The sequence below is a fragment of the Chryseobacterium sp. CH21 genome (assembly GCF_004119445.1).
GTDB lineage: Bacteria > Bacteroidota > Bacteroidia > Flavobacteriales > Weeksellaceae > Chryseobacterium.
Window position 1 is genome coordinate 128,848 of record NZ_QICI01000036.1, and the last position, 18,580, is coordinate 147,427.

General features: G+C 35.5%; 14 protein-coding genes and 3 pseudogenes. 12 read left to right on the forward strand and 5 right to left on the reverse strand.

All coding sequences use genetic code 11. The features are described from left to right. The first annotated feature begins 776 nt into the window (after positions 1–776). Genes BOQ62_RS06645 through BOQ62_RS06655 form a run of 3 tightly spaced genes read left to right on the forward strand, consistent with a single transcriptional unit; the run spans position 777 to position 4,339 of the window. Positions 777–1,877, forward strand: a complete 1,101-nt coding sequence (locus BOQ62_RS06645; protein ID WP_129038130.1) for a hypothetical protein — start codon at positions 777–779, stop codon at positions 1,875–1,877. A gap of 6 nt (positions 1,878–1,883) precedes the next feature. Further along, a complete protein-coding gene (locus tag BOQ62_RS06650) occupies positions 1,884–3,005 on the forward strand; it encodes a hypothetical protein (protein ID WP_129038132.1) in 1,122 nt (373 codons plus the stop codon). Continuing rightward, complete coding sequence (locus tag BOQ62_RS06655) at positions 2,963–4,339, forward strand: M43 family zinc metalloprotease (RefSeq protein WP_129038134.1); 1,377 nt, start codon at positions 2,963–2,965, stop codon at positions 4,337–4,339. Before BOQ62_RS06650 ends, BOQ62_RS06655 begins: the two co-directional genes overlap by 43 nt. Positions 4,340–4,524: 185 nt before the next feature. Here BOQ62_RS06655 and BOQ62_RS06660 read toward each other — a convergent pair whose 3' ends face one another. Continuing rightward, the gene (locus tag BOQ62_RS06660) at positions 4,525–5,388 is read right to left on the reverse strand and encodes an AraC family transcriptional regulator (protein WP_129038136.1); all 864 of its coding nucleotides are present in this window, start codon (positions 5,386–5,388) and stop codon (positions 4,525–4,527) included. A gap of 123 nt (positions 5,389–5,511) precedes the next feature. On the opposite strand from BOQ62_RS06660, the gene BOQ62_RS06665 reads away from it, so the two are divergent. The 5 genes and pseudogenes from BOQ62_RS06665 (at position 5,512) to BOQ62_RS06675 (ending at position 10,691) form a co-directional block, all read left to right on the forward strand. Further along, positions 5,512–6,741, forward strand: coding sequence for an MFS transporter (locus BOQ62_RS06665; RefSeq protein WP_129038137.1), 1,230 nt, complete (start codon positions 5,512–5,514; stop codon positions 6,739–6,741). An 86-nt stretch (positions 6,742–6,827) separates the two neighbouring features. Further along, positions 6,828–8,224, forward strand: a pseudogene (locus tag BOQ62_RS06670) (trehalase family glycosidase). Positions 8,225–8,247: 23 nt separating this feature from the next. Then, the gene (locus BOQ62_RS23020) at positions 8,248–8,397 is read left to right on the forward strand and encodes a hypothetical protein (RefSeq protein WP_228413778.1); all 150 of its coding nucleotides are present in this window, start codon (positions 8,248–8,250) and stop codon (positions 8,395–8,397) included. A gap of 38 nt (positions 8,398–8,435) precedes the next feature. Continuing rightward, positions 8,436–8,666: pseudogene (locus BOQ62_RS23025) on the forward strand (Plug domain-containing protein); the annotation flags it as partial. Positions 8,667–8,804: 138 nt separating this feature from the next. Continuing rightward, the gene (locus BOQ62_RS06675) at positions 8,805–10,691 is read left to right on the forward strand and encodes a TonB-dependent receptor domain-containing protein (RefSeq protein WP_228413780.1); all 1,887 of its coding nucleotides are present in this window, start codon (positions 8,805–8,807) and stop codon (positions 10,689–10,691) included. A 198-nt stretch (positions 10,692–10,889) separates the two neighbouring features. Here the strand turns inward: BOQ62_RS06675 and BOQ62_RS06680 are convergent, their stop codons facing one another. After that, a complete protein-coding gene (locus BOQ62_RS06680; RefSeq protein WP_129038150.1) occupies positions 10,890–11,528 on the reverse strand; it encodes an MBL fold metallo-hydrolase in 639 nt (212 codons plus the stop codon). A gap of 70 nt (positions 11,529–11,598) precedes the next feature. On the opposite strand from BOQ62_RS06680, the pseudogene BOQ62_RS06685 reads away from it, so the two are divergent. From BOQ62_RS06685 to BOQ62_RS06695, 3 genes and pseudogenes are all read left to right on the forward strand, one after another. Beyond that, positions 11,599–12,815 (forward strand): annotated as a pseudogene (locus tag BOQ62_RS06685) (DUF5103 domain-containing protein). Between the two features lie 368 nt (positions 12,816–13,183). Then, positions 13,184–13,396 carry a hypothetical protein gene (locus BOQ62_RS06690; RefSeq protein ID WP_129038139.1) on the forward strand — a complete coding sequence of 71 codons (213 nt, stop codon included), beginning with the start codon at positions 13,184–13,186 and terminating at the stop codon, positions 13,394–13,396. 71 nt (positions 13,397–13,467) lie between these two features. Further along, positions 13,468–15,135, forward strand: coding sequence for a M4 family metallopeptidase (locus BOQ62_RS06695; protein WP_129038141.1), 1,668 nt, complete (start codon positions 13,468–13,470; stop codon positions 15,133–15,135). Positions 15,136–15,214: 79 nt separating this feature from the next. Here BOQ62_RS06695 and hemH read toward each other — a convergent pair whose 3' ends face one another. The 3 genes from hemH to BOQ62_RS06710 are packed head-to-tail and all read right to left on the reverse strand — an operon-like array spanning position 15,215 to position 17,682. Continuing rightward, positions 15,215–16,249 (reverse strand): ferrochelatase, encoded by a 1,035-nt coding sequence (gene hemH, locus BOQ62_RS06700; RefSeq protein ID WP_129038143.1) that lies wholly within the window; start codon positions 16,247–16,249, stop codon positions 15,215–15,217. Positions 16,250–16,264: 15 nt separating this feature from the next. Continuing rightward, entirely contained in the window at positions 16,265–16,792 is a 528-nt protein-coding gene (locus BOQ62_RS06705) for an NADPH-dependent FMN reductase (protein ID WP_129038145.1), read from the reverse strand. 11 nt (positions 16,793–16,803) lie between these two features. After that, complete coding sequence (locus tag BOQ62_RS06710) at positions 16,804–17,682, reverse strand: NifU family protein (protein WP_129038147.1); 879 nt, start codon at positions 17,680–17,682, stop codon at positions 16,804–16,806. Positions 17,683–17,845: 163 nt separating this feature from the next. On the opposite strand from BOQ62_RS06710, the gene BOQ62_RS06715 reads away from it, so the two are divergent. Further along, positions 17,846–18,382 (forward strand): gamma carbonic anhydrase family protein, encoded by a 537-nt coding sequence (locus tag BOQ62_RS06715; RefSeq protein ID WP_105701907.1) that lies wholly within the window; start codon positions 17,846–17,848, stop codon positions 18,380–18,382. Positions 18,383–18,580: the final 198 nt, after the last annotated feature.

Consider the following 18,580-nt stretch of genomic DNA (forward strand, 5'->3'; position numbering starts at 1 on the left):
AATTATACTATTCTGACCACTTAGACCTATTTAACCTGAGTTAGGGTTAAGGAAATTAAGATTTAGTTTATTGGAAGCTGGAAGAGGGAGGTCGGAAGCTACAGTCAGTCCCATCACCTATAGATGGTTACCATAAATTAATGACATCACAGGTTAAAAAAGATGAAAATATGTGAAAAATGCTCTATATAACCTGAATAACTTCCCTCTTCACGCTCCCAGCTTCCATCCTGATTAAAATAGAAAATTCTTATCCCGAATTCAGGTTATTTAAAATAATTTTCCCCACAAATATTAGCTGTGGTTCTTTTGTGTCAATAGCTACCCTTAGAATTTTTTGGAAAATAACTTTCTTTTAAGAATTGTTGTGTGTGTAAATAATATTAATGATATATGGAAAATATGTACAGATATTTAGCATTTATATACTTATTTATTCAGAAAATATAATAGATTTTTGTTTTATCAAATAATTCATTGATTAATGAAAAAAGTATTAAATCTCGGAGAACATGATTCCGATGATAATTTTTAGTAAAAATCATTTTCATAATTCACCTATAAATTCCATGTATCATATAATTTATATTGATAATATTTCTGTGAAAGCAACAGGTCCTTCAGGTTTATTTAATGAATACCAGTTTGAATGGTAATAGTAGTAGATAGATGATCGGTTAATATTGTAATTAGCTAATGGTAAGATTATCATTGATTTACTTGAATAAGTTGATAGCAATTTTTTTTAATATACAAACCTATTTAAAATCAAAAAAATGAAACAACCAAAAACAAAACTTCACCTTTTACTAATTACGATTTCAATGTCATTATTTTCACATGCTGCGGCTCAAAATGCAGCTTCAGATGACTCAAAAGATGATTATACTACCAATGCTGGCTGGTCATGGACCATTGATGACAATAATAACAAAGTCGGAAAAGGTTTTAGATGGTGGAACAATGGGGGAAATAATAACTCAGATCTTATGATGCAATTGACTGAATCAAAAGATTTAAATCTTTTTAGTAATATCAATTTTAATAATAGCAAAACGATGAATGGAATTTTTCAGAATACAAATTCTACTGATAGTTTTAGCTGGATTGAACTGCATGGAAATAATCCCAACAGACTTGGAGTATTGGCTATGGGAGGAAAATCATTTCAAATATTTGTAAACTCTACCACAACAGACTATGGTGATCCGGCATTAAATATAGGTTCTGATGGGACAATTACTTTAGCTGGAATGAATGGGCCAAATTCTGAAGCAGATATTGTAAATATAGATGAGTTGGTAGGTTATAATGATTTGCGCTTTGACGCAAATGGTGATCATAAGCATGAGCTATATATAACTAATAATTTTTTAAAAACAGAAGTACCAAAGGTTATTTTCGATTATGGTGAAGATAATGATCTGGCGCAAGTTTCAATAAATACAGATAAACAGGTTACCCATGCCGCCTTAACGGTAGCTGGAGCTACTTATATCGGCCCAAAAGCAGATTTGGCAGCAACAGGTTCATTATTGAAATTTAGTCCAAATTATCTGGATAAGTACAGCCTTTGGGTTGAAAATGGTATTGTTTCGGAAGATTTTGCATTTGCGAATGTTCAGACATGGATGGATAAAGTTTTTACATCCGATTATAATTTAATGAGTTTAGAGGAAGTAAAGAGACATATTGAAAAAAATAAACACTTACCTGATGTGCCCTCAGAAAAAAGTATAAAAGAAAAAGGCTATACTGCCCATCAGATGAATATGATCTTTATGCAGAAGATAGAAGAGCTAACTCTACATACGATTTCTTTAAATGAAAAAATTAAAATATTGGAAGAAAAGCTAACCAACCTAAAAAATAAATAATAAGGTATGAAAAAGTGTTTATTATTTATTCTTATACTAATAAGTACAGTGAAACTTTATTCGCAGGGAGCTACCAGAAATCAATGGCTTACAAGTAAAACCCCAAACTATGCCACCAATATAAATTTAGCATACCCTTATTCTGAACAGGAATATTCTGCCGGAAATGTAAATTTAATACCAGAACCGTCCTCATTTATAGATTTAATTGATTTTTATGGTGAAGGAAGAATTGTTGTTAATGCAATGGTTTCAGGTTTCAAAAGTGCATACAATATTAACCATGAACATCAGCGGGTAAGCAATGGCCCTGATAAAGACAGGAAAATACCTAATAGAATACCTGTAAAGTCTTATAATGGGGACTTATATCTTTCAAAGTATGTTGCCAATGATAAAGTAAGTACCATAACCTTAATGGGGGCGCCTATCCAAAAAAATACAGCTGAAGAAATGGCCAGAATGATCCGGAAAGACGGGTTTGGGAAAATTATTATCTATGGTTTCAGCAGTTCGGATGCTGCAGTTACAACATTAGAAACTGAACTGGAAAAGATTGGTTTTTACTATGTTCCAAAATATAAATTAACAGCCCCATTTAACGAGATTACAGGGTTTTCCAGTGCTCCTAGAGTATATAAGAGTAAAAAAATTAAAGTGGTTGGAGAAAAAGTCTTTTACTCATTAAACCCTAAAGCAGACTTGGGTACTGTCCAGTCTGATATGGTAACACTTGATTATAGCAGTTTACTTGCCTTAAATTCAGATTTGTCCGGAGGTATTAAAGGAACAATTGATAAACCCGGAGGAAAAATTACAGTTGAAGTGTATGCTCATGATAATAATGAGGCTGATGGAATTCAAAAATTAATACATTTTGGGAGTTCAGGTACCCCTAAAATAGTATATAGTGCATATAGTGATATTAATAGTGTTAATCAATATGTTGAAAAAACAATTCAACTTCCATATGGATTTGGAATTAATTCAGATGGTTCTTTTAAAGTATTGGGTGAGGCCAAATCTAACAATATAAAACAATTAGGGGCAAATACAAAAAACGGTTGGAGAGTATCAGATTGTGATTGGGCACCAGTACGGTTTTTTATTGGATTGGCTGGAAAGTAAGCTCTCTTTTTTGGAATGCTCCTAACCCATGTCAAGATGTTGTAACCAACATTCAATCAGGAAAACAACCCGTAATTTTAAAGGTAACAATTAAAGATGCTACCCTCTATGATTTTAAAATACCAGGTGTACAAAGCGATGCTCTATTAAACTTAGTGGACGATGGAAAAGGTCCTGAACAGTATAAAATTATAAAAAAATTAAAAGTTACCATTTTAGAATCTCCTAACGAACATAAAGATGCCAGTTTTTATAAGGATAAAATAGGAAGCTATATAAAAGAAGCCAATACCTACTATTCTGCAAAAACAGGAAATATTAAAAATCCTCAAATTACAGCAGAAGTTGGGAATCCACGAATTTTGTTTAAAGATGTTGATTTGATAATAAAAAAAGGAACCAGGGAAAATTATAATTATCAAATACCTGCAGAAGAGGATGCATATAATGCTGAAGCGAAGGTAAATGAAAATAATGATGAAACAATGCAGCTAATCTATGTACATTCTTTGTCAAGGTATTATCCGGCGAATACAAAAAATGTAAGGGTGATTCGGGGAATGTCAAATAATGGACATCATGTGATTGAAAATTCGGACTACACTGTTTTTTCTTATAACAGGATGTTCAATGATGATATGGCAGTATATGGAACCCCTGGAAGTACTGTTGCTCATGAATTTGGCCATTATTTCAATCTGGACCATCCTTTCGAAGGTGGTTGTGCAGAAATGAATGGTGGTGATCATGTTTCAGATACACCGCCGGCAGAGGGTGCTCTTTGGTATTTAATAGATGATAGCCCAAATGCTCATGGGATAAACAATCCATGCCAGAACGCTCCTTCATGCCCAGGAACAAGGAGACAGGTAGAAAATATTATGGATTATGGGCCATGCAGATGGATGTTTACTAAAGGGCAGGCTGATCGTATGACTACAAGAATAAATACAAAACCAAGTTTATTCAATGTTATTAGTGCCCATGATGCAAGTGTTGATCCAAATACTATAAACATTGTTGTAGACGATCAAAGAAAAGGTGAATTAAGAAGAAAAAGAGACGAGCCTGCTTCAGATATTTCTATTAGAATGATTTATCCTAATTCTAAAGATGGAATCTATAATTTGGAAGTTGTTTCTGATCGGGCGGAAAAAGCAAAAATTCAGATATTTAATAACAATCAGATTATGGTGTATGAAAAAGATATCTTAGTAGAAAAAGGATCTAATAGTTTCCAGATGGAACCTTCTATTTTTGATAGAAGTGGTCTGTACATATTATTTTATACGGCTAAAGGTAGAGCGAAGCAAATAAAAATCTTACCACGTTAATAATAGAAGTCTATACATAATAACTTGTTCATTCTGTATGAGAAAAGGTCTGGATTGTATATAGTCTGGGCCTTTCTTTTGAAATAAACCTGTCAACGGAGAAGTAATATATAAAATATGAAAGCTTATAATGAAGCCCACCGGATACTCTACTGATCACTATAGAAAGATCCGAACCTCAGCAGTTATACACTCACCTTATTATGCGAATAATTCTTAATAAACTCTGAAGGCGTCTTTCCCGTATATTTTTTAAACATCCTGTTAAAATACGTCACATTATTAAAGCCACATTGATAACTGCATTCCGAAATAGATCTGTCCTGTGCCATCAGCAGACATGCTTTATTGATTCTGTAGCGGTTCACAAACTCTGTAAACGTAATCTGAGTCGCTTTTTTAAAGAAATTGCAGAAAGCAGGCAAAGTAAGATTGGCCAGCTTTGCAACATCTTCAATATCAATTTCCTTATCGTAATGATGTTCTACGTACGTGAAGATATTTTCAAGACGGGTTTTATTTTTCGAAATAATGGTGTAGGGCATGATTTCTTTATTTAAAAGATCATAATCTTCACATTTTGACAGCTCAAAAAGAATTTCAAGCAATAATAAATATCTTTTATAACCCTCAGATTCTAGCATCAGTTTCAGTTTGGGAAGCATTACTTTTTTTACTTTATGGTGAAAATGAATCCCATATTTTGAGAGCTCCAACAGGTTTTTGATAGATCTGGCTTCTACTTCCTGCTGAGGAAACTGAAGGATTTCTTCTTTGAACTGAAGTACAATTTCTTCATGAGGATCAATAGAATTCAGTCCAAATCCGGAGTGGGGAATATTAGACCCGATTAACACCAGATCTCCATTTGTATAATTACTTTTATGATACCCTACGTGGCGGGTTCCATTCCCGGAAATGACACATACCAGCTCAATTTCGGGATGATAATGGTATTCCCATTTGAATTCTGAAATAGGGGAGTTATTATGAATCGTCCGGAATGAACTCTTTTCATTAGGGATCACCCTTTCAAAAGTAACTTTCATCTAATTAATCATATTTATTCATTAAAAATACTAAATATATTAATATAGTTCAAATATTGATTTACTGTGTTAAATTATCGTTAACACAAATGCTTCTATCTTAGCCGGCAAGAAATAACCTGAATGAAAAATCTTAACATCAAGGCCGTTTTATTTTTAAACTATTTTGTCTTCGCCATTCTTCTGAATTCTGTAGGAACAGTCATTCTACAGGTGCAGCAGAATTTTGGGATTTCAAAATCTTCGGCCAGCGTTTTGGAAGGCTTCAAAGATCTTCCGATTGCGATATGTTCTTTCATTCTGGCTTCATTTCTTCCAAAAATAGGAATCAAAAAATCAATGCTGATTGCTTTATTGCTGGTAAGCTGCATGTGTTTTGTAATGCCGTTTACCAATGATTTCTGGGTATTCAAATTATTATTTGCCACTGTAGGAGTTTCATTTGCATTAATCAAAATATCGGTTTTTACTTCTATTGGGTTGGTAACGGAAACAGATAAAGAACATTCCAGTTTTATGGGATTTCTGGAAGGTTTTTTCATGATTGGAGTATTGGCAGGAAATGTTTTATTCAGCTTATATATTGATGATCATAATCCGAAATCTACAGAATGGCTGAATGTGTACTGGATTTTGGGAGGACTTTCAAGCTTATCTTTTTTATTCCTTTTCTTTTCAAAATTGAACGAACAGGAAGCCAAAAGTGAGAAAACTGACCTCTTGGGAGATTTAAAAAACAGTGTAAGTTTATTCAGCTATAGAAAAGTATTATGCTTTTTATTATGCGCTTTCCTTTTTGTACTGGTAGAGCAGAGCTTTCAGACATGGACACCAACATTTTATAAAGAAATTTTAAAAGTGCCTACCTCTATGAGTATTCAGGCGGGAGCCGTTTTGGCGGGAGCTTTTGCTTTGGGAAGATTTTTATCGGGATTCTTCTCCAAGAAATTCAGCTGGATCTATGTGGTCTCTTTCTGTGTGGTGGGTTTTGCTATCAGCTTACTGCTGGTTTTACCGTTAACCCATAATATTCACATTGACACGAATACAAATTGGATGAATGCGCCTTTGGTGGTCTATCTATTTCCTTTGATGGGAGGTTTGCTGGCGCCTATTTATCCAAGCATTAATTCTGTAATTCTGGCATCTATTCCGAAATATCTGCACAGTGCGATGTCGGGATTGATTGTTGTTTTCTCAGCAATCGGAGGAACGATAGGTTCTATCATTACCGGTTTTGTTTTTCAGGAATTCAGCGGGCAGCAGGCATTTTACCTTTCCCTGATTCCGCTTTCATTACTGATCACATCGGCGGTTTTCATGAATAAATTAAAAATTAATCCTAAAAAATAACAATGAGTAATCAGCTTTACATAAACGAAATTCAAAGTCTGTTTGATGCGGTACAGAGATCTGAAATTTTTGAAGATCAGAAAATGATGACGGATGCAGTTCCTCTGTTTCCTATTGCAAAGATTAATGAGGATTATGAAAAATCAAAAAATACTGAAGGTTTTAACCTGAAAGATTTTGTGATGACTCATTTTGACTTTTTAGGAGCAAGAGTTTCTGTACACAGAGAAGAACAGCTTCCCATTGGCGAACATATTGAAAAGTTATGGGATGAACTGACCCGTACAACTTATGAAGAAAAAGGAACGCTTTTAAAATTACCAAAACCGTACATTGTTCCGGGAGGCCGTTTTAATGAATTTTTCTATTGGGACAGTTATTTTATTATGCTTGGATTAAAAGTTTCAGGAAGAGTAGAAATGATGGAAAATATTATTGAAAACTGTTCTTATCTGATCTTAAATGTAGGATTTGTTCCGAATGCGAGCAGAACCCATTTCCTGAGCAGATCTCAGCCCCCTTATTTTTCATTAATGCTGGATCTTCTTTTTGAAACGACCCAAGACGAAAGAATTTATACGAAATATCACGAAACACTGGAGAAAGAATATGCTTTCTGGATGAATGGCGAAGAATGGCTTGAAAACGGATCCAGTGTGAAAAGAGTAGTGAGAACAACAGACGGAGATATTCTGAACCGTTATTACGATGCAGAAAATGCACCACGTCCAGAAAGTTATCTGATCGATATTGAAGATCATGAGACCGCTTCAGGAGACGAATTTTACAGAAACATAAGAAGTGCCTGTGAATCCGGCTGGGATTTTTCCAGCAGATGGTTCGCAGACGGAGAAAATATACAGACGATAGAAACGCTGAATCTTGCACAGGTTGATCTTAACTGCCTTTTGTGGCATTTGGAAATGACTTTGGCAAAGTCTTCAGCGCTTCAAAATCTGAGTGAAAAAAATAATTATTTTCAGAAAGAGCAGCAAGCCGAAGACAGATGATCAATACCTATTTCTGGGATGGAAATACTAACAATTATAAAGATTATCACACTAAAAAAAACACAAACACAGCGTCTGAACATATTGCTGCTCTTTACCCTTTATTCCTTGGGATTGCAGATCAGGAACAGGCTGAGGCTGTTGCCAAAGCTGTTGCTGAAAAGTTCCTTTATCAGGGAGGGCTTGTCACGACAACCAAAAACTCAGGACAGCAATGGGATCTTCCCAATGCATGGGCTCCTTATCAATGGTTAGGATTTAAAGCAATGAAAAATTACGGCTTTGATGAGCTGGCAGAAAAAATTAAAAACAACTGGTGTTCCAATGTAGAAAGGGTCTACAAAAACACTGGGAAACTGATGGAAAAATACAATGCATTAGACACAGAAACAATAGCAGGCGGCGGGGAATACCCCAATCAGGATGGATTCGGTTGGACCAATGGAGTGTATTTACAATTACAACAAAACTGAAACTAACAATAAAAAATATGGCTATGAAAAAAAAATCGATCTTTTTAATCGCCGCAACAGCTACTTTATACTTTAATAATGCTTATGCTCAGGAAACTCCGAAAGATTCGGCAAAGGTTTCTTCTATAGATCAGATTGTCATTACCGGAAATTCCGGTCCTAAGAAAAAATAGAATCCAGTACTGCGATTTCCACTTTTAGTGCTAAAGAAATTCAGAAGCAAAACCCGATTAGTGCAGCTGCTTTATTACAAAGAGTACCTGGGTTTGCTGTTGAAACTTCAGGTGGAGAGGTAGGGAATAACCTTTTCGCAAGAGGGATTCCTTCTGCCGGTGCTTATGAATTTGTACAGGTACAGGAAGACGGTCTTCCGGTTTTTGAAGATGGTGCGCTTCAATTTGCCAATGCAGATAACTTTTTCCGTGTAGATAATTCGGTAAGCCGTCTGGAAGCTTTAAGAGGAGGATCAGGTTCTATTTTCGCCACCAATTCTCCTGGAGGACTTATCAACTTTATTACCAGAGAAGGAACCAATGATTTCAGAGGAACCGCAAAACTGGAAACAAGTACTTATGGATTAATGCGTACAGACCTTAATGTAGGCGGGGCTTTGGTTCAGGATAAATTATTCTTCAATATCGGTGGTTTCTACAGAGCAGACAGCGGAATTAGAAAAACCGGTTTTAAAGCAAACGACGGAGGCCAGATCAGAATGAACCTGAAATATGTCTTTGATAAAGGCTATGTAAAAGTGTATTATAAAAAACTGGACGACAGGAATACATTCTTCCTTCCGATTCCTTTGACCCAAAATGGAAATGATCTGAAAGGATTCCCAGGTTTTGATCCTAATTATGGAACCTACAGCTACAGAGCCATCAGCCAGCTGAATATTCCACAAGCCGGAGGAGGATTTTTCAAAAGAAATCTTGAAGACGGAATTCATCCTAAAGTAGATGTTCTGGGAGCTGAGTTTAAATATGATCTTGGAAACAATTTCACTGTTTTAAACAAAACAAGATATACTAATATCAACATGAATTATACAGGGATTTTCCCTGCAGGAATGCCTGAAACTGCAGCTGACTTTGCAACTAAACCTGTTTCCAAAGGTGGAGATTATGGTATGACTAATTATCAATATTCTTTAGTAAGTAACGGAGCGATTGTAAATCCTGCATTTGTTCAAAAATTAGGTTTCTGGGCAATCGACAAGCAGATGAATAACTTTGTGAACGACTTACAGTTCAACTATAAATTTGACAAAGGGAATGTTACGGCAGGTTTCTATAAATCTAACTGGAAGTCTCATCAATACTGGAACTGGAGTAATATTCTGGCTACAGCAACAGACAGACCGGAATTGCTGAACCTTGTAGATACTTCTCTTACGCCTTTGGATAATGGATATTCAAAAACGTATAACGGAGTGACCAACATGACGTTCCTCCAGAGAGATACTCAAACACAGGGAAGCTTGAATGATCTTTATGTAAACTTAGATTATAATATTACCGATGCTTTAAGTGTAAATGGAGGTCTTCGTTACAGCCACGATTATTATAAAGGAAATTTTGCCAATACAACCACTTCCAACTTAAATAATTCAGGGTTAACAACTGATGGAACGCATGCTTTCAACACGACAACTGCTGATGATAATATGAGTGTTTTAGGAAATAAATATACTTACTGGAATTATAATATTGATAAAGTATCTTTCACTTTAGCGGCTAATTATAAAATCAACAGAGAAAATGCAGTGTATGCCCGTTTTTCTAACGGATTCAGATCTCCGAACGAAGAAGCATATTACAACTATTTCTCTAACCCGACTCCGGATAAACCTTTAAAATCAGTTATAACCAATCAGCTGGAGGTAGGATATAAATATTACTCGCGTACCTTTGATATTGCTGTGATTCCGTTCTATTCTACATTGAAGAACCTTTCATTTACGGATATTTTTTCTAACGGAAAATCTGAAAATACTTTCGCCAATACACAAAACTACGGGGTTGAATTTGAAGGGTATGCCCGTTTATTCAATAATATTTTGGAAGTTTCATTCAACGGAACGGTTCAGAGTCCTAAATATAAAAATTTGGAAGCAGGAAGTGTTCTTGAAGGAAATGTGGTACGAAGAATGCCGAAATTTTTCTTCAATATTTCACCGGCAGTTAATATTACAAAAGCCTGGAGAGCGTATGCAAGCATGAATTACTATGGAAAACGTTTCCAGGATGAGAAAAATGTACAGACATTACCTGCATTCACAGAATTTGGTGCGGGTACTTCTTACCAGCTAGGAAAAATACGCTTTGCAGTAGACGGAACCAACATCTTTAATACCATTGGTATCACAGAAGGAGATCCAAGAGCAGGATCACCAAACGGAGATGGAACCATTATGGCAAGGCCTATTATGGGAGCCGCTGTAAGAGCATCCATTACATTAGATTTCTAAAAACAGATTCTATTTCTTCTTATCAATGAAACCACCGGAAAATTCTGGTGGTTTCATATTTTTTGAACCATTAAGATTATATTAAGGTGTTAAGAGTATTAAGATAAGCTTCGCTTTACGCTTAGAAATCAGAATGATTCATCTTAACTATGCTTTATTGCTTAAATTCTTCTTAATGGTTAACTATATAAGCATTATTTATTTCAAAAACGGATTATATTGTTTCTCAAATCCAATAGAGGTAGGGTTTCCGTGTCCGGAGAAAACCTGAGTGTCATTATCCAAAATGAAAAGTTTAGATTTAATTCCTTCAATCAGCTGATCATAATTTCCTTTATAAAGATCTGTTCTCCCAATACTACCTTCAAAAAGAACGTCACCGGAGATCATAAATTTTTGAGCTTCATTGTGATACACTACACTTCCCGGAGAATGTCCCGGAACATGATAAATTTTAAATTTCTCACCATCCAAATCAAGTTCATCACCTTCTTTGATATATTCTACATCCACTTTTACAGGATCTACCTGCATCCCGAATCTTATACCGCTTGCCTGTAGCATATCCAGTACTTCCTGATCTTCCTGATGCATATTCACAGGAACTTTGAATGTGTCAAAAGCCCATTGAAGCCCAAATACATGGTCGATATGAGCATGTGTCAAAAGAATTTTCTGAATTTTCAGACCGTTTTCAGTAATGAAGTTGTCAATAGCCTGAGTTTCCTGTCCGCTCATATTTCCCGGATCAATTAACCAAGCATTTTTATTTTCGTTATAAATGATGTACGTATTTTCGCTCGCAAAGTTGAATACGAAACCTTGAATCTGAAGCATATCTGAATATTTTTTATTCAAAAATACGATATTATTAAGAAAATGGCTATTTTTCGTTATCTTCGTCATAATGAAAACTTTGCGAATACTCTTACTTTTTTTGGGCGGACTGGTTTTTGGACAAAATATCCAAAGTGTTCAGCTGTTCAATCCTCAGACCAATGATGAAACTCCGGTGATTAAGATAGGTGAACAACTCGTTCTGGGCTTTGATGATCTTACCAACGGCAGTCAGATCTATCGATATACCTTCAAACATTATGACAGAAACTGGAATGAAGATAATCTGTTTTTTACAGAATTTGCTACCGGAAGTATGAATGCCCTTCTGGATCAGTTTCAGTATTCTTTCAACACATTACAGGCTTATACCCACTATAAACTGGTTTTTCCGAATGATAAAATCCAGCTTAAGGTTTCAGGGAATTATGAACTGATCGTCTACAAAGACTCTGCAGACAAGCCTCTTTTCAAGAAAAGGTTTTATCTGGTAGAAGATGTAACTTCTGTCGCTTTAAATATTTCAAGATTTGCAGATGCAAAAAGCCCAATCTTAACCAGAGGGTAGAAGTGAATGTTTCTCCGAAAGGAGGTGATATTTCTTCCAATGTTAATTCGATCACGATGAATGTGATGCAGAATAACAATCCGAATATGGTCATTTCCAATCTTAAACCAAGCAGCGTTTTAGGAAATCAGGTGCTTTTTCAGCAGATGAATCTTACCTTCCCCGGAGATAATGAGTTTTATTATTTCGATAATAAAAATATGAATATGGCAGCTGATATGGTGCGTGCCACGGAAATTAAAGATGATGTCAACCAAACCTATCTGCATCCGGTATGGGCATTTCCTTTAAATTATCAATACCAGCCGGATGTGAATGGAGCCTGGTATTACAGAAGAAACGATTTGGGTAGAGAAAGAGATGCAGAAAGAGAAGCCGATTATTCATGGGTGCATTTCTATCTGGAATCTGATCCTGTGGATAAAGAGATCTATGTGTTGGGTGGGTTTAATAATTTTTTGCCAAGTAAAGAAAATCAAATGCAGTATGATGCTGCTACCAAACAATATGTGGCTAAAATATTCCTGAAGCAGGGTTTTTATAATTATGTTTTAGTAACAAAAGATGGAAGCGGGTTGAACTTTGGAGAAGTGAATGGTAATTTCTGGCAGACGGAAAATCTTTATCAGGCATTTCTTTATTATGCACCTTTCGGAAGGAATTATGATGGATTGATGGGATATGGTGAATTCAGAACGCCAATTGCCAATAAACGCTAATTAATGATTTAATATCATTTTTAATAAAAAATATACACATAAAACAGGACTGTCTCTTAAGATAGTCCTTATTTTTTTGTCAATAATGAACATGTTGAACCATAAATTTCAGATTTATCTTAATTTTTTTCGATTATAACGCACTACATGGTGAAAAATAATAATTCACAAAATTTTTATTTTAATTAAATATTTTAATGTAAAAATTATATTGTTGAAAAATTATACTTAAATAGTTTTCTTTGTTTTAAAATCGTTATTGTGTTTTGTTTATTGATTTATAATATCAATTGAATTTTATTCATTGTTTATATCATATTGTTGTGAAAAATTTATAAATTCGTCAATACAATCAACCAAATATTATTATGAAAACGAAATTTATCTTAGTGGCAAGTATTGCCGCCTGTTCTTTTGTGTTCGCACAAACCACTCCATCGAAATTAGTTCCGGGTAAAAACGGATTACATGCCGAATTTATGAGATTTGAAAAAATGCACCTGCATTTCAGGGCAGCCCAGTTTTATTTGACGAAGCATCTCAGAGACTTTCTCCCGGGCAAGCTCGTAAACTGGGCATAGAAAAAGATGCATTAGGCTTTGAAACTCAAAGATTCCAGCAGACTATTAATGATATTCCTGTAGAATACGGAATGATGGCTGTACAAACTAAAGATGACAAAATTGTAGGACAGTCAGGAAAGTGGGTTGTTAAAGTCCCGAAAGGACTTGACAATAAGGCCAGCCTTGCTGAAAATGCAGCATTACAGAGTGCTTTGACATTCGTAGGAGCAGATTCCTACAAATGGAAAAATAAAGAAGAGGAAGATTTTCTTAAAAAAGAAACAGGTGATCCCAATGCAACTTTTGCCCCTAAAGGTGAATTGGTTTACTACTCAGATCCTGATGACGACAGAATGACCGATTTAAGATTAGCTTATAAATTCGATATCTACGCTGAAAAACCATTAAGTAGACAATATGTTTTTGTAGATGCTAAAAATGGAAAAGTATTAGGCGTAGACGCTATCATTCATGATGTGAACAGCCCGGGAACAGCAGTTACAGGATATAGCGGAACCCGTAGTATAACAACAGACTCTTATAACGGAAGCTACCGATTAAGAGAAACAGGACGAAATGGAGGAACAGCTGTGGAAACTTATAATCTGAAAAAAGGAACCAGCTATGCTTCTGCGGTAGACTTTACAGATACAGATAATAACTGGAATAATGTTAATACCAATAAAGATCAATATGCTACCGATGCACATTGGGGAGCAGAAATGACAGTAGATTATTTTTATACAAAATATGGACGTAAGAGTATTGATAATAATAATTTCACTATTAAATCTTATGTTCATTATTCTACCAACTATTTTAATGCATTTTGGGATGGTTCCAGAATGACGTATGGTGATGGAAGTTCTAGTACAAACGGAGGAAAACCATTAACTGCTCTTGATGTTTGTGGACACGAAATTACACATGGGCTAACTTCTAAAACAGCTAATCTTGCTTATCAGAGAGAATCCGGAGCATTGAATGAAGGGTTCTCAGATATCTTTGGAAATACCATTGAGCGTTGGGCAAGACCTACGCAGGCAAGCTGGACATTGGGAGAAGACTTCAATTATGTGATTAGAAATATGGCCAATCCAAATGCATACAGTCAGCCTGATACTTATATGGGAACCTACTGGAAAACAACTACAACTTCAGGTTGTGTTACTCCAAGCCAGTCTAATGATTATTGCGGAGTTCATACCAATTCAGGAGTACTTAATTTCTGGTATTATCTTTTAGTGACCGGAGGATCAGGAACGAATGACAAAGGCTTTGCCTATAACGTTTCCGGAATTGGTCTGGATAAGTCAGGAGCTATTGCTTACAGAACATTGACTTCTTATCTTACTTCTTCTTCTACGTATGCGAATGCCAGAACTTATTCTATTCAGGCTGCCACAGATTTATACGGCGCAACCAGCAATGAAGTAACTCAGGTTAAAAATGCATGGAACGCTGTAGGTGTAGGAGGAGGAACTTCTCCGGCAGGAAAAGTAGCTGCTACAGATACTCAGCTTTATACAATAAGTCCAAACCCTGCAACTGATCGATTTACGGTGAACTTTGAAGGGAAAGCAGGAAAAGGAATTGTAGAACTTGTAAGTCTGACGGGTAAGAAAGAGATTTCTGAAAAAGTTGAAATGACAGATGGTATCAATAAGCTGAATATCCAGTTACCTTCCAATATGCTTCCAGGAGTATATGTGGTAACAGTAAACGGACAGAAAGCCGGAAACCTTATTAAAAAGTAGACACCAAATCTTTAATATATTCAACGAAAAGGCCACAAGTTAGTTCTTGTGGCCTTTTGTATATTTTGATCCAAGTGAGTTATACCAAATAGAAATCATTCAGTTTTTCTTCACAAAGGGTTTTTACAACTTCAATCCATCGGTCTTCATCATTCAAACATGGAATATAATGGAAATTTTCACCTCCACCATGTAAGAATTGTTCTTTACCTTCCACAGAAATCTCTTCCAGTGTCTCAAGACAGTCAGAAACAAAAGCAGGACAGACAATAGCCAGATTTTTTACTCCTCTTTTGCCATTTGTTTCCAATGTTTCGTCTGTATAAGGCTCAATCCACTTGTCTTTTCCTAATCTTGACTGGAAAGAAACAATGGTTTTCTCTTTCGGAAGACCCATTTTAGCAATTACTGCTTCTGTAGTTTTATAACACTGATGTCTGTAGCAATAGGCATTGTGAGTATCCACCTGACTGTTGATACAGTTAGCATCATCAATTTTGCAGGTATTCGAAGGATCCGTCTTATAAATATGTCTTTCCGGAACTCCATGATAAGAAAACTGGAGTGCATCGAAATTTTCAGGAAGCTTTTCTTTAATACTTTCTGCCAGACAGTTGATATAAATATCCCTGTTGTAAAAAGGTTGAATATAATTGATTTTTATCCCTGGAAACTTTTTCTTTCTTACCTCTTCTGCTTTTTCAATCACGGTTTCCGTAGTACTCATGGCATATTGAGGATATAAAGGGAAAAGAACAATTTCCGTGATTCCCTGATCTACCAGTTTCTGAATACCTGTTTCAATGCTTGGCTGTGCATATCTCATTCCGATTTCCACAGGAACATCTACCAGTTTCTGAAGCTTTTTCTGAATTTTTTCCGTGATGACAACCAACGGTGAACCTTCATCTGTCCAAACCGTTTTATACGCTTCAGCAGATTTGGCAGGTCTGGTTTTCAGGATGATTCCCTGTACAAGAAGAGCACGAAAGATCCAGCGGTAATCAATCACTCTCTCATCCATCAAAAATTCATCAAGATATTCCTTTACGTCGTTTACAGAGGTTGATCTCGGTGATCCGAGGTTGACCAGTAAAATTCCTTTCTTATTCAATATTCTAAATTTTAATTATGAAACAGAAGTTGTAAAATCTGTTACTAATTTTGATATTTTAGCAAAGGTATTACTTTCCAGTAAGCCATTGCTGTCAAATTTGCCTTTTATTCCTTTTATCAATACCTGATGTTTATCAGCTACAGTTGCACCCAGAGTTTTTAAAATCAATAATAACTCTTCGTGACCTTTTTCTCCACTGGCTGAAGCCGTGATTACGGCCACAGGCTTTTCAGAAAAAATAGTAGTAGAAACACACCATTCCAACATATTTTTCAATCTGCCCGGAATACTGAAAATATATTCGGGAGTAGAAAATATCACTCCTGATGAATTTTTAATATCTTCTCTCAGTTTCAATACCTTTTCAGGAGTATTCTCATCTGTTAAAACAGTATCAAAATGGGGAAGAACAGAAAGATCACTGTATATTTGGAAGTCAGTATTGTTCATATTTTCCATTACCTGTTCCATCAGTCTCAGGTTGCTGGAATTTTCCGAAGCACTTCCAATAATGACTACAATTTTCTTTCCGTAAGGCATTTCAGCTATTATTATCCGTTTACAGCTTCCACTTTTTCCACTAAATCAGGAACGAATTGCTTTAAGATATTTTCAATTCCATTTTTCAAAGTAGCCGTAGAACTTGGGCAGCCTGAGCAAGCTCCCTGTAAAAGCATTTTTGCTGTTTTATTCTCCTGATCATATTCCATCAAAGAAATCTTACCACCATCATTTTCTACAGCAGGAGCTACATATTCATTTAAAATGTCAGAAATTTTCTGCTCATCTTCCGTATAATCTCTGTTGATGATTTTTTCAACAGGGTTTTCATGCTTCTGAGGTTCAATATTAGCAATTTCACCCCCATTTTGAAGATATTCAGCAATAAGACCACGAACAGCCATCATTACCTGGTGCCATTCTACAGAATTGTTTCTTGTAACCGCTACGAAATTGTCGGAAATAAAAACTTCCGTTGCAAAATCAAATTCTTTAAAAATAGCTTCTGCCAAAGGAACTCCATCAGCGGTAACTCTCGATTTTACTTCCACAAAACCATCCATCAGTAATTTGCTCGAAACAAATTTCATTACATTAGGATTCGGAGTCATTTCAGCATAAATCTGATACATTTCTTTTTTCTTCTGAAGATAAATTCTTGGGTTGGCCAATAATTCGTCCTCAATTACATTTTTCAGACTTTCAGCTACATGTTCCCATTCTATCGTATCCTGTTTAGCTACAGCCACAAAATTAGCCGTAATGAAAATTCTTTCCACAAACGGATAATTGAAAAGTTCCTGAGCCAAAGGAATTTCTGATATATCTGAATTTCTGTCCAACTCTAAAGACCCGGGAATGAGATTGTAATCGGTAACAAATTTCATTACTTTCGGGTTTTCGGTAGGTTCTATAAGTACGGTACGCATTTTTTCGTTAAATTTGAGATACAAAAATACGCATTAGAAGTCAGAAGCTGAAAATTGAGAGTTAGATTTTTGCTATCACTGTAATTTAGAACTTATATACATAAAAAGATAGTATATTTTAATTTTCAAACTGGCCTATTTTTAAATTTTCAAATTAATACTTATGGCACTTATAAAAGAACTCTTAGGAAAAGCACCACAGATTGGAGAAAATACCTTTTTAGCAGAAACCGCTACCATTATTGGGGATGTTACGATGGGAAGAGACTGCAGCGTTTGGTATAATGCGGTAATCAGAGGCGATGTACATTATATCAAAATGGGTGATAAGGTGAATGTTCAGGATAATGCAATGCTTCATTGTACTTACAAGAAACACCCTCTGAACATTGGGAATAATGTTTCTATCGGGCATAATGCCATTGTACATGGATGTACCATTAAGGATAATGTATTGATTGGAATGGGAGCTATTGTAATGGATGACTGCCTTGTAGAAGAGAATTCTATTGTAGGAGCAGGATCTGTAGTTACTCAGGGTACTCATATAAAATCCGGAGAAGTTTGGGGCGGAGTTCCGGCAAGAAAAATCAAAGACATCAATGCCCAATTATTGGAAGGAGAAGTGAACAGGATTGCAGATAACTACGTCAAATATTCATCGTGGTATAAGGAGAATGTGAAAGATCATCAATTTTAGGTTGTCTAGTGAATAGTGAATAGTCAATTCGCTGCGCTTGTCAATTTTTTGCGAAACGAAAATTCACCATTCACTTGCGAAGCGCCATTCACATATTGACCTTGAAATTGTGAATAGTCAATTCTTGATCTCTAAATGCTAGCCATATCACCTGTTACATTGGACATTCTTAACAAATATCTTAATTTTAATGTATTA